At 60.5% G+C, this 11,863-nt stretch carries 10 protein-coding genes; 2 read left to right on the top strand and 8 right to left on the bottom strand.

All coding sequences use genetic code 11. The annotated features are described in order from the left end of the window. Positions 1 to 3: 3 nt before the first annotated feature. Together ILT44_RS11455 and ILT44_RS11450 are read left to right on the top strand one after the other, a co-directional pair. On the top strand, positions 4 to 501 hold the full coding sequence (locus ILT44_RS11455) for a CYTH domain-containing protein (RefSeq protein ID WP_204239711.1): 498 nt from the start codon (positions 4 to 6) through the stop codon (positions 499 to 501). Between the two features lie 180 nt (positions 502 to 681). Next, on the top strand, positions 682 to 1,623 hold the full coding sequence (locus tag ILT44_RS11450) for a D-alanyl-D-alanine carboxypeptidase family protein (protein WP_204239710.1): 942 nt from the start codon (positions 682 to 684) through the stop codon (positions 1,621 to 1,623). Between the two features lie 206 nt (positions 1,624 to 1,829). On the opposite strand, the gene ILT44_RS11445 is transcribed toward ILT44_RS11450, so the two are convergent. The 8 genes from ILT44_RS11445 to ILT44_RS11410 form a co-directional block, all read right to left on the bottom strand. Next, positions 1,830 to 2,111 (bottom strand): hypothetical protein, encoded by a 282-nt coding sequence (locus tag ILT44_RS11445; RefSeq protein WP_204239709.1) that lies wholly within the window; start codon positions 2,109 to 2,111, stop codon positions 1,830 to 1,832. Between the two features lie 205 nt (positions 2,112 to 2,316). Continuing rightward, complete coding sequence (locus ILT44_RS11440) at positions 2,317 to 3,210, bottom strand: NAD-dependent epimerase/dehydratase family protein (protein ID WP_204239708.1); 894 nt, start codon at positions 3,208 to 3,210, stop codon at positions 2,317 to 2,319. A gap of 61 nt (positions 3,211 to 3,271) precedes the next feature. Further along, positions 3,272 to 4,426, bottom strand: coding sequence for a mandelate racemase/muconate lactonizing enzyme family protein (locus ILT44_RS11435; RefSeq protein ID WP_204239707.1), 1,155 nt, complete (start codon positions 4,424 to 4,426; stop codon positions 3,272 to 3,274). 12 nt (positions 4,427 to 4,438) lie between these two features. After that, positions 4,439 to 5,647, bottom strand: coding sequence for a D-mannonate dehydratase ManD (gene manD, locus ILT44_RS11430; RefSeq protein WP_204239706.1), 1,209 nt, complete (start codon positions 5,645 to 5,647; stop codon positions 4,439 to 4,441). 16 nt (positions 5,648 to 5,663) lie between these two features. Next, positions 5,664 to 7,352 carry an ABC transporter ATP-binding protein gene (locus tag ILT44_RS11425; protein WP_204239705.1) on the bottom strand — a complete coding sequence of 563 codons (1,689 nt, stop codon included), beginning with the start codon at positions 7,350 to 7,352 and terminating at the stop codon, positions 5,664 to 5,666. Further along, complete coding sequence (locus tag ILT44_RS11420) at positions 7,349 to 8,503, bottom strand: ABC transporter permease (RefSeq protein WP_204239704.1); 1,155 nt, start codon at positions 8,501 to 8,503, stop codon at positions 7,349 to 7,351. Before ILT44_RS11420 ends, ILT44_RS11425 begins: the two co-directional genes overlap by 4 nt. Next, entirely contained in the window at positions 8,500 to 9,486 is a 987-nt protein-coding gene (locus ILT44_RS11415; RefSeq protein ID WP_204239703.1) for an ABC transporter permease, read from the bottom strand. The genes ILT44_RS11420 and ILT44_RS11415 overlap by 4 nt, the downstream gene beginning before the upstream one ends. A gap of 75 nt (positions 9,487 to 9,561) precedes the next feature. After that, positions 9,562 to 11,502, bottom strand: a complete 1,941-nt coding sequence (locus tag ILT44_RS11410) for an ABC transporter substrate-binding protein (RefSeq protein WP_204239702.1) — start codon at positions 11,500 to 11,502, stop codon at positions 9,562 to 9,564. Positions 11,503 to 11,863 lie beyond the last annotated feature (361 nt).

The raw sequence follows: 11,863 nt of genomic DNA, 5'->3' as shown, positions 1-11,863 counted from the left end.
ACCATGCCTGTCGAGATCGAGCGCAAGTTCCTGGTAACGCACGATGGATGGCGCAATCAGGCACCCGGCCAACGATACTTCCAGGGCTATCTCTCCAGGGGCGAGGTCACAGTCCGGGTCCGCAGTGCCGGTTCACGCGCCTTTCTGACCATCAAGGGAGTTGGCAACGGCCTCGTCCGACCCGAGTTCGAATACGAAATTCCCGTGAATGAGGCGGAAGAGTTGCTCCAGCTCTGCCATCGTCCCCTGATCGAGAAGGTGCGCCACCAGATCCCATATGCCGGCATCGTATGGCATGTGGATGAGTTCGCCGGAGAGAATGCGGGATTGGTCTTGGCGGAAGTCGAACTCTGCGATGCCGAGCAGCTGGTGTCATTGCCCGACTGGATCGGCGAGGAAGTGACCTCGGACCAGCGCTACCGCAACTCGCGCCTTATGGATGAGCCGCAGGGGGATCGCCAGGACAGGCAGCCCACCGGCGCGCCGCCTTCCCCCAGATGACCAGATGCTCAGGGTGGCCTTCGGTCAGGTCGCCCGACATTCCGGCCGGCCGCTTGCGACCCCGCGAGGGTTCGAGGTGGGCACCGGCAGTCCCGCGAAAAGCTCATCTGGGATACCGGGGCCGGAGGGTCTTGCGAGCGAAGGCTTGCGCACAGCTGCGCTTCGGTCAATGATCGGCGCATGAAGCTGCCCTCGCTCCTGCTGGCCGCCGGCCTAGCCTTGATGTCCGCGCCAGCCGGCGCGTCTCCCATGCTGCTGGTGGACGCGTCCTCCGGCGACATCCTCGCCGCTCAGGAGGCAACCCGCTCCTGGCATCCGGCCTCGCTCACCAAGCTGATGACGGCGCATCTGGCCCTCACGGCGGTTCAATCGGGCCGGCTCACGATGGACAGCTCCATCGTCCTGAGCGCCAAGGCCGCGGCTCAGAAGCCGTCCAAGCTGGGCGTTCCGCCAGGCACCTCGCTCCGGCTGGAAGATGCGCTCCTCGTCATGATGGTCAAAAGCGCCAACGACGTTGCGGTCGCTATCGCGGAAGCCGTCGGCGGAAGCGAGCCATCGTTCGTCAATGCGATGAACATGGAGGCGAGACGCCTCGGGATGAGCGGGACGCGCTTCGTTAATGCCAATGGCCTGCACGACGATCGCCAAGTGACCAATGCGAGAGATATGGCCGTGCTGATGCTGGCAATCCTGAGCTATCATGGAGACCATGCCGACCTTTTCCGGACGTCTGCTGTCACGGTCAACGGCCGCATGCTCAAGAACACCAACAAGCTGGTCGAGGACTACGCCGGTCTCGAGGCGACGAAGACCGGCTATGTGTGCGCCTCCGGTTTCAACGTGGCCATCTCGGCCGTCCGCGGGGGCAGGCGAGTTGTCGGCGTGGTCCTCGGCTCCCCCAGTGCGGCAGCACGGACCCGGATCATGCGGGATCTCCTCGACAGCGGCTTCGCGGGAGAGACGGGGTCCCTTGGCAACTTGCGCACGGTGAAGGCCGATGCGCCGGCGTCGGGCATGGACCTACGTCATCGCAAGTGCGGCCGACAGGAACCTGGGATTGGGACCACAGCCGCCATCGGTGGAGATGTGAAGTCTGCAGGAGCCTCGCAGCTTCGCCGCTGACGAGCCTACCGACGCATCAACCAAGAGAGCCGGTGCGACTAAAAGAATCGATCAGCATCCAGACCTCGAGCATGAGGGCCGAGGCGATGAGGAATCTCTAGTTTTCGCCTAACGCCCCATGTCTGGTGATGGTAGGAAGATCGTCGCACAGGCCTGCACCACCCGGCGGTCCGGCTGGGGTTCAGTGAGAGCTGGGCCGAGCCTGGTCATTCGAAACAGCCTCTGATCTGCTCCTGCAGTTCCTCAAGCGCTGCAACGTACGGCGCACGGCGTTCCTGATGGTCGCGCCAAAGCTCGGCGATCTTCCTGCGCTTGAGGCTCTCGTCGCCGAAGCTGCGTTCGATGGCTTCGAGCCTCCGCTCACAGGCACAGTCGATGTCGGCCAAGTCGGCCAATAGCGACTGAAGCCGGGGCAGAATATCGGGCGAATACACTCGATCCACGCGCGATGATTCCTGGGATTGCAGGTGCTGCACATCTGTTGGCATGGCTTCCTCCGCTGTTGTTCTGTTTCTTACAGCGTCCGCCGCAACGACTAACCTAAGTTAAGCAGAAGAATCAGGTTAACCTGAGGCAGCTTGGCGGCAACTGTTCCCCGCACTGCTCACTGCCCTCTGTGCTGCTCACGGAAGGCACACCCGGAACATGAGAGTGAAACTACGCGAAGGCAGATGGATAACTGGACAGACGGCTTCAGGCGACATGGTCCCAAATATCGTCCTGCGGTTCGTAGCCGATGAGCCGGCATGTGCTCTCGATGTCCCATGGCATAGTTCGATTGGCAGACATGCCATTGACGATAATGCCGAGTTGCGGCCAAGGCGCTGCATCAGCGAGGAGCGCCCGCTCGATGACGGCGGTGAAATCCCGGTTCGAGAGCCACATGTTCCGGAACCACCGCAGATCTCGTTCGGTATCCGGGCCGGCATTCATGTCCTCGCCCGGCAAGCCGGACGTGTTGATCGTCTCCGGCCTGTTCTCCCCCGGCTGACACCAGCCGATCCGAACGCAGACGCTGGTGAGCGCCCCGTTGGACCGGTGCGCCTCGGCAAGACAGGCGCGCTCGCCCATGAGCTTGGACGCCGCGTAGGCAAAGCCCTGGAGCATCTCCCGGCCGTTGAACCAGCGCGTTCCCGGTCCCGGCGGGAGAGACGTCGTCAAGGCGCCGGGAGCCAGGGTATCGGCCAGAGGTGCGTCCTTGTATTGCCCCATCACATGGTTCGAGGACGCGAACACGATCCGTTGCAATCCGGCCCGACTGACCGCAGCCAGCAGGGCTAGGGTCATGTCGAATGAGGCGCAGGCATCGCTCCAAGGAGCGTCGGGATACGGGTTCTGGGCTGCGAAATGCACCGCGGCATCGACCCCGGCCAAAGCCTCGTGCCACTGCACGTCGGATGGGTCCGCAAGATTGGCCTCAACCCATTGCACGCGCGCCATGGGTATGGCGAATTGCGGTGCCGTACGGTCGAGCGCAACGATCCGCTCGCACCAGTCGTGAGACAGGAGATGGGCGATCAGCTTCTGACCGAGATTGCCTCCCGCGCCTGTAATGAGGACGGAACGAACCGGTTTTCGGGAAATCATGCTCGAACTGGCACTCCGTGATGATATTCGATGGGCCGGATCGCGCTGCCGGAGCCGGCCGTCACCAGTTGGTCACCGAGCCGTCCCGCCTCCTCAGATGCGGCGCTTCCCAGAACTCGAAGCTCTGCCTCGCAATCAGCTCCTCGTTCACCTCGATCCCGAGACCGGGCGCGTCCGGAACGGGATAATGCGCCCCTTCCAGCCGCGGCTGAACCGGAAAGAAATCGGAGTTGTCAAATCCGAGATGCGTCTCCGCGGGGCTCGCGCGGGTTTCGAGCCAGGAAAAGTTCGGCACGGCTGCCGAGAAGTGGATGGTTGCGGCCGTGCAGATGGGCCCGAGCGGGTTATGCGGCATCATGTCGACGTAATGGGTTTCGCTCCAGGCCGCGACCTTCATCGATTCCGTCAGTCCGCCGACATTGCAGACGTCGAGGCGATTGAATTGGTGGATGTCGCGCTCGATATAGGGCTGGAACTGCCATTTCGAAGCGAACTCCTCGCCGATGGCGAAGGGAATATCGGTCAGGCGGCGCAGGGCCTCATAGGAACCCGGGGACTCGTCGCGGATCGGTTCCTCAAGGAAGTCGAGGGTGCCGGATGGCATCTTTTGGCAGAAGCTCGCAGCCTCAGCGACGCTGAGGCGATGATGATAGTCGATGCCGAGAACGATGTCCTCGCCTAGCGCCTCGCGGGCCTTCACGCACCATTTCGCGGTTGTCGCGATATGCTCGCGCGGTTCGTAGATGTCTTTGTTCTCGTGGCCGGAGGGTGAGAGGCGCATGGCGATCCAACCGTGCTCGACCAGCATCTGGGCCTGTTCGATCATTGCCGGACCGGGCTCCGCGAAGGTGGTGGCGAAGGTTGGAATACGGTCGCGCTGCTTGCCCCCGAGCAGTTCATAGACAGGCACGCCGAGTGCCTTGCCCTTGATGTCGTGGAGCGCGATGTCGATTGCCGAGATTGCCGCCTGCAGCACGCGACCGCCCTCAAAGTACTGGCTGCGGTACATTTCCTGCCACAGGGCACCAATCTTGAATGGGTCGCGCCCACGCAGGAATTCGGCATAATGCTCGAGTGCGCCGACAACGGCCCTTTCACGGCCGGACAGGCCGCTCTCGCCCCAGCCAAAGATGCCCTCGTCCGTCTCGACCTTCACGAGAAGCTGATTCCGGATGCCAACCTTGACAGCATAGCTCTTGATAGCTGTGATCTTCATTGTGTCCTCGGATTACCAATGCCACAGGGTACCGTCTTCAAGACGGTTCACGGGCAGATACGCGCGTTGGTAGGGGTATTTTTCTGCAAGCTTCTCGTCGATATCGACACCGTGTCCGATGGCTTCGCCCGGATGCAGATAGCCGTCGGACAGGCTCCAGGCGCTCGGGAAGACTTCAAGGATCTCTGGCAGATAGCCAGAATATTCCTGGATGCCAAAATTGGGCACCCACAGGTCGAGGTGGAGGTTGGCCCCAAGGCAGATCGGGGACATGTCCATCGCCCCGTGGCAGGCGGTGCGAACATTGTAGACGCTCGCGAAATCCATGATGCGGCGCAGCGCCGTCACACCACCCGCGTGCACGGTTGTCATGCGGATGTAATCGATGAGCTGCTCTTCCATGAGAAGCCGAGCATCCCAGATGGTGTTGAACACCTCGCCCACGGCGAGCGGGGTCGTGGTGTGCTTGCGGATCAGCCTGAAGCCTTCCTGGTGCTCAGCGGCCACCGCATCCTCGAGCCAGAAGAGGCGTGCGAACTCAAGATCATTGCCGAGCCGAGCCGCCTCGATGGGCGTGAGGCGATGATGGGTGTCGTGCAAAAGTTCGATGTCCCAGCCATGCGCCTCGCGCACCGCCTTGAAGAGCTCGGGGACATAGCGCAGGTATCTGGATGTCGACCAGGTTTCCTCGTGTGGGACCGCATCGTCGAGAGCATTGTTCGTCACCGACTTCGCGCCCGTGCCATAGACGTCCGGAAGTCCGGGAATGCCGACCTGGACGCGGATGGCTTTGTAGCCCTGCTCCTTGCGGATGCCGACAGCCTCCACCGCCTCGGCGATGTCGCGGCCCTGAGCATGCGTGTAGCACAGCACCTTCTCGCGGCTCGCACCGCCGAGAAGCTGATAGAGGGGCATGTTGGCGGCCTTCGCCTTGATGTCCCAGAGCGCGGTATCGATGCCGGCAATCGCCGCCATGGTCACGGGACCGCGCCGCCAGTAGGCGCCTCTGTAGAAGTACTGCCAGATGTCCTCAATCCGACTTGGATCGCGGCCGATCAAGAGCGGTGCCAGATGGTCCTGCAGATAGGCGACGACAGCCAGTTCCCGGCCGTTCAGCGTCGCATCGCCGACGCCGGTCAGCCCCTCATCGGTAAAGATCTTGACCGTAACGAAATTGCGGCGCGGCGAGCAGACGATAATTTTGACGTCGGTAATTTTCATCGATTTATCCGTTGGCTTAAACCGTGCGGACGGAATCGTACCGGAACCGGTTGTGAATGCGCCGATTGCGTGGATCGGGATGGGGAATGGCGGAGAGGAGCGCTCGGGTATAGCCATGCACGGGGTTGTTGACGACCTGATCGGTCTCGCCCACCTCGACGATCTTGCCGCGGTACATGACCGCGACACGGTCGCACATGTAGCGGATCACCGACATGTCATGGGAGATGAACACGTAGGAGAGCCCAAGCTCATCCTGCAGCTTCATCATAAGGTCGAGCATCTGCGAACGCAGTGAAACGTCAAGGGCGGAAGTTGCCTCGTCGGCAATGATGAGGCGCGGTTTCAACGCGATCGCCCGGGCAATGCCGATGCGCTGTCTCTGCCCGCCGGAGAAGGCATGCGGGTAACGCTCGCGCCAGGCCGGCTCCAATCCGACCTGCTGCATCAAATCGGCGACCCGGTCGTTGAGCTCCCTGCCCTTCATGCCGGCGATTTTCAGCGGCTCGGCGATAATATCGCCGACGGTCTTACGAGGACTGAGCGAGCCCACCGGGTCCTGAAAGATCATCCTGACTTCACGGCGGACTTTCTCCAAAGTGGCTTTGTTGGCGGTACGGATATCGACTGTGTCTCCATCCGGGCGGCGATAATCGATGGCGCCGGTCTGCGCGTCGTAGATGCGCAGCAGGCAGCGGCCCATCGTGGTCTTGCCGGAGCCGGACTCGCCGACGATGCCGAGGGCCTCGCCCGGGCGCACGGTCAATGAGACGTCATCGACCGCCTTTAGGCCGGAGGGGAAGGTGAGAGAGAGGTTTCGCACGTCGAGAAGCGGCAGGGTCCCGGCGGGAGCCGGCTTTCGCGCCAGCCGTACCTCTGCCTTCTTCTCCAGTTTGACAACGGAGCCGATCAGCCTGCGCGTATAGGCGTCCTGCGGCGCGTGGAAAATCCTCTCGACTGGCCCCCGCTCCATTACCTTGCCGCGATACATCACGAGAACCTCGTCGGCGATCTCGGCCACGACGCCCATGTCATGGGTGATGAAGAGCACCGCCATGCCATGGCTCTGCTGCAGCTTCTTGATAAGATCGAGGATCTCGGCCTGAGTCGTGACGTCGAGCGCCGTCGTCGGCTCGTCGGCGATCAGCACCGAAGGATTGCAGGCAAGCGCCATTGCGATCATCACGCGCTGGCGCATGCCGCCCGAGAACTCGAAGGTATAGCGGTCGATGGCCGATTCAGGGCGCGGAATTTCCACCTGCCGCAGGAGTTCAAGAACCCGCTCGCGCTGTTCTTGCTTCGCAGTGCCGAAGTGGATGCGCAGCGCCTCGCCGATCTGCGTTCCGATACGGTGAACCGGTGAGAGCGAGCTCATCGGCTCCTGAAAGATCATGGCGATCTCCTTGCCGCGCACATCGCGGATCTCCCTACCCCGCGGGTCGAGCTTGGCGAGGTCGGTCGTGGAGCCGTCGGCACGCGTCAGCAGAACCGAGCCGCCTTCGATGCGGCCGGGCTTGTCGACGATCTGCAGGATCGAGCGAGCAGTCACCGACTTGCCGGAACCAGATTCTCCCACGACGCAGAGAGTCTCGCCGCGATTCAGCGCGAACGAGACGCCATCGACTGCCTTGAAGACGCCGGTACGGGTCGGGAACACCGTCTGAAGGTCCTGGACTTCGAGGATCGTGCTTTTCATGATGCTCATGATACCGACTCGTAGGGATCTGCGGCATCGCGGAGGCCATCACCGAGGAAATTGAGGGCGAGGACCGAGATGACGATGGCAGCAGCCGGAGTGAACAGCAGCCAAGGTGCCTGGGCGACCGCGCGGATGTTCTGCGCCTCCTGCAGGAGCACGCCCCAGGAGACGATCGGCGGCTGCAGGCCGATGCCGAGGAAGGAGAGCGCCGTCTCGGCCAGGATCATCGACGGAATCGCGAGCGTCAGGGTCGCGATGATGTGGCTGATGAAAGACGGCACCAGATGGTGGAAGATGATGCCGACCTCACTCATGCCGTCGAGACGAGCGGCGGTGACGAAGTCCTCATTCCGCAAGGACAGAAACTTGCCACGCACCTCGCGCGCCAAGCTTGTCCAGCCAATCAGCGAAACGATCAGCGTGATGACGAAGTAGGTTCGAAGCGGCGGCCAGCTGGTGGGGATCGCAGCCGCAAAGCCCATCCAGAGAGGAATGGTCGGGATCGAGCGCAGAAGCTCGATGAAGCGCTGTATCACAATATCGATCCAGCCGCCAAAGAAGCCGGAAATGCCGCCGATCGTCACTCCGAGGATCAGGCTAACGAAGACGCCCACCAGACCGATAGAGAGCGAGATCTTCGCCCCATGGACGACACGCGAGAAGATGTCGCGACCGAGACGATCGGCGCCGAAGATGTACAGGCTGTCGCCCGGCTTCGGGTTCGTGAGGCCGAAGAGCTTGGTCTGCATCGGAATGAAGCCGAGCACGTAGTACGGCTGCTGCGCCGGCACGAAGAAGGACACTGAAACGGACTTAGTCGGGTCGGAAGTGAACTCCCGGCGCATCGACTCGGTGTTCAGGGTCATCTTAAGTTGGTTTACATGCGGCTGGAATGAGCCATTCAACATCAGCGACAGGCCCTGGGGCGGCGCATAGGTGAAGCGCGAGTTCGCGGCGTTAGGATCGAAGGGAGCGATGAAATCCGCGAACGCCGCCACGAGATACATGAATACGATGACGACGAGACTCACGAGCGCGATCTTGTGTTTTTTGAACTTGAGCCAGAACAGGCGCCACTGGCCGGCGACGGCCATGTCCTTGCGGTGCAGATCGAGCGATACCGTTGTTTCGGGCGGAAGGCTGGTGATGTCGGTCATTGGAGCCGGATCCGCGGGTCGGTGATGGCGAGCAGGATGTCCGAGATCAGTGTGCCGATGATGGTAAGCACCGAGATCAGCAGGATGAGCGAGCCGGCGAGATACATGTCCTGGGCGAGCAGCGATCGGAGCAGCAGGGGCCCCGTGGTCGGCAGGCTCATGACCACAGACACGATAATCTCGCCCGAAATAACTGCCGGCAGGATCCAGCCGAGGGTCGAGATCAGCGGGTTGAGCGCAAGGCGCACCGGGTACCGCAGTAGAAGCTCCAGTTCGGACATGCCCTTCGCACGGGCAGTGGTGACATAGGGCTTCGAGAGCTCGTCGAGCAGATTGGCACGCATGATGCGAACAAGGGCCGCGAGTGATCCGAGGCCAATCACGACGACCGGCAGCCAAACGTGCTGAGCGAAGTCGAAAAGCTTGCCGAAACCCCACGGCGCATCGACATAATCAGGGGAAAAAAGCCCGCCAACACTCTGACCGAACCAGGCAGACATGATGTACATGGCCGAGAGCGCCATCAGAAAGTCCGGCACGGCCAGGAAGAAAAAGGCCAGGAACGTCGCCGTGTAATCGGAGATCGAATATTGGCGAACCGCGGATAGGATCCCGATCGGGATGGCGATCGCCCAGACGAAGCAGAGCGTGAGCACTGAGAGCAGCAGCGAAAAGCCGAGACGGTTCCAGATGAGCTCCGTGACGGGCTTGCCGAAATCAAAGGAAATGCCGAAATCGCCACGCATCAGAATGCCGGTGATCCACTTGAAGTACTGGACATAGATCGGCTGATCGAGGCCGTAGCGGTCGCGCATGGCGGCGACCGTGCCCGCTTCCACCGCACCACCCTGGCTCGCCCAGTCCGCCATTAGGGTTGTGAGATAATCGCCAGGCGGCAGCTGTATAATGATAAAGGCAATGATAGAGACGGCAAACAGTGTTGGGATCGCGAATACTAGCCTCTTGGCGATAAATCGGATCATGAGCCTGACTGTTCGATGAAGTCGAAGGGGGAGCCGGCAGCAGCACAGATGCCACCGCCGGCGCCGGGATGAGGCTTATTTAACTGGCTTGTCGAAGTACCACTGGGTCAGCGTCGGGGCCGGGTGCCAGAGATTGCCCGCGATTGGGAGCCCGTTGACAACGTTCTTCAGGTTCTTCGACACCATCATGTATTTCGGCATAGGACGCGAGATACCGATGTTGAGGAAATTGTCAGCGGAAAGATTGAGGAACTCCTTCGTCCGCTCACGGCGCTCGTCGTCTGTTACGGCAGCATTGACCTTGTCGTAGGCAGCCATCAATTCTTTGATGTTCGCCGGCGGCTCCTCGCCTGAGTTGTGATTGGCATACCATTCGGCCCATCGGACGGCGAAGAAGATGTCGGCCTTTTGGAAGGGCATGTAGCAGCGGACATCCGTATAGGCATCTGACAGTCCACCGACGCAGTTCCAGATATAGGCATCCTGCTCGTTCGCCGCCCACATGGTGTTAAGACGGGCGCGGTCCGTAGTACGGATCTGGATATCGATGCCGACGTCCTTGGCATATTGCTGCACCATCTGCATGATATCGGGATAAGACAGACCGAAGACGTCGGCGACCATGAAGTTGATGGTGAAGCGCTTGCCGGTTTCATCGAGACGGAAGCCCTCGGCATCCTTCTTTGGCATGATCTTGTCGAGGATCTCGGCCGAGCGCTTGGGATCAAACTCGGTGTATTGCTTCGCCTGGCGCTCGTTGAAGAGCTCGTGCTCAGGCTGAGCGGCCACCTGTGCCGGAGCGCCCTGTCCCACATAGACGAGATCGATGATTTCCTGCCGGTTGATCGCGTGGCTCAGCCCGATCCGGAAATCCTTGTTCTGGAAGATCTTGCGCTTCACCGGATCGGTCGAATTCAGGTTTAGCAGGATAGTGGCATCACTCGCCGGCAGGTCCTTGACGTCGACTATACGATAATTGCCGGTTTTCTGCCCGTCGAAGAGCACCGACTTGAAGGTCGAATTGTTGATATGGCGGAACGCAAAATCGAACTCGCCCGAGGTCATCTTGAGAGCCATTACCTGCGGATCGTCGAGCTTGGCCCAAGTAACATTGTCAATATAGGGAAGCTGGTTTCCGGCTGTATCGACCTTCCAGTAATAGGGATTGCGTGTTGCCGCAACGCGCTCGCTGTCGGCATAGGGGACGGTCAGGACCCAAGGGTTCAGGGTTGGCAGCTCGAGGTTCTGCCAGAAGGGCGGCTGGAAGGACAGTGAGATCTTGGAATTAAACAGCGCCACCCAGTCACCGGCGGCGGGATTGGCCTTCAGGAGCGCCGGAATACCGTCCTTGTTGTACTTTTCATGGAACTGCTTGAGATAATGTTTGGGATAGATAACCGGTAGGTGTCCTTGGCCGTAGGCGAGCTGTTGCAGAAACAGGCCGTAGGGCGAGTCGAACTTGAACTCCACCGTCTGGTCGTCGATTTTGGTCAACTTCACCGGCTTGCCGGCCACCGTGAAGGTCGGGTTCTTGGCGGGCGACAGAGCGTTGTTCATGAACACGTCTTCGTACCAGAACATGATATCGTCGACCGTGAACGGCTGGCCATCGCTCCACTTCAGGCCCTTACGGAGCCTGAAGGTGTAAGTGGTCGCATCGTCCGAAGCCTTGAACTCCTCAGCGAGCGACGGCATCACCTTCTTCCATTGCGGATCCCAGCGCACGAGCAGCTCGTTGGCGATGGTGCGGGTCAGATTGTACTGGTCGCCATTGGCAAGGATCGTCGTGCGCAGCGTGCCGCCATACTTGCCGACGCCGTCGACCATGGTTTCGACATAGGGCTTTTCCGGAAGGCGGTTGGCAACGGCGGGTAGCTTGCCTGCCTTCACCTGCTCGTCGAGCATTGGCGCCTGCTTGTAATCGGCCGCCCAGGCAGAGGCGAATGAGCCTATGAGCATGAGACTTAAGAGCCCCGTCGATGCCACGACGCCAGACAGCTTCTGCTGGTAACCCATTTTGCTTCCTCCTCTTGTCCAGCTTTGTTCGCCGATTTCGTTCGAACGAGCTCATTGCGGCTCTAGTACTAAAAAGCTCTCAGATTACACATTATCTGTCAATTCGAATGTGCGAAACAAGATGTATTACTCTCGGTTAGGTGTATGAGACTACATTGAGATTACGCCTATTTAGGCATCGAGCGTTACGTAAAAGGTCGCTCTCTACTAGGGAACTTGATAAGGGACGGCGCGCCCCTCCATCGAGACGAGTTGCGAGACAATGTCTCTCAGGAGAGACAGAAACAATGAGCTACTTTAAAGCCTAGCCGTCGGACTTGCGGCATCGCACCGTCTGACGAGTCATACTGATGATGCTCGC

Origin of the sequence: Microvirga arvi, from assembly GCF_016892765.1 — a bacterium.
Taxonomy (GTDB): Bacteria; Pseudomonadota; Alphaproteobacteria; order Rhizobiales; family Beijerinckiaceae; genus Microvirga; species Microvirga arvi.
Note: the sequence above shows the minus strand (reverse complement) of the source record. Positions and strands in the feature narration are given on the sequence as shown.

What these genes read in the sequence shown, in the direction of transcription:
- ILT44_RS11420 (WP_204239704.1), bottom strand. Translation starts at nt 8,503, where the DNA reads ATGACCGACATCACCAGCCTTCCGCCCGAAACAACGGTATCGCTCGAT.
- ILT44_RS11455 (WP_204239711.1), top strand. Translation starts at nt 4, where the DNA reads ATGCCTGTCGAGATCGAGCGCAAGTTCCTGGTAACGCACGATGGATGG.
- ILT44_RS11410 (WP_204239702.1), bottom strand. Translation starts at nt 11,502, where the DNA reads ATGGGTTACCAGCAGAAGCTGTCTGGCGTCGTGGCATCGACGGGGCTC.
- manD (WP_204239706.1), bottom strand. Translation starts at nt 5,647, where the DNA reads ATGAAAATTACCGACGTCAAAATTATCGTCTGCTCGCCGCGCCGCAAT.
- ILT44_RS11450 (WP_204239710.1), top strand. Translation starts at nt 682, where the DNA reads ATGAAGCTGCCCTCGCTCCTGCTGGCCGCCGGCCTAGCCTTGATGTCC.
- ILT44_RS11425 (WP_204239705.1), bottom strand. Translation starts at nt 7,352, where the DNA reads ATGAGCATCATGAAAAGCACGATCCTCGAAGTCCAGGACCTTCAGACG.
- ILT44_RS11435 (WP_204239707.1), bottom strand. Translation starts at nt 4,426, where the DNA reads ATGAAGATCACAGCTATCAAGAGCTATGCTGTCAAGGTTGGCATCCGG.
- ILT44_RS11415 (WP_204239703.1), bottom strand. Translation starts at nt 9,486, where the DNA reads ATGATCCGATTTATCGCCAAGAGGCTAGTATTCGCGATCCCAACACTG.
- ILT44_RS11445 (WP_204239709.1), bottom strand. Translation starts at nt 2,111, where the DNA reads ATGCCAACAGATGTGCAGCACCTGCAATCCCAGGAATCATCGCGCGTG.
- ILT44_RS11440 (WP_204239708.1), bottom strand. Translation starts at nt 3,210, where the DNA reads ATGATTTCCCGAAAACCGGTTCGTTCCGTCCTCATTACAGGCGCGGGA.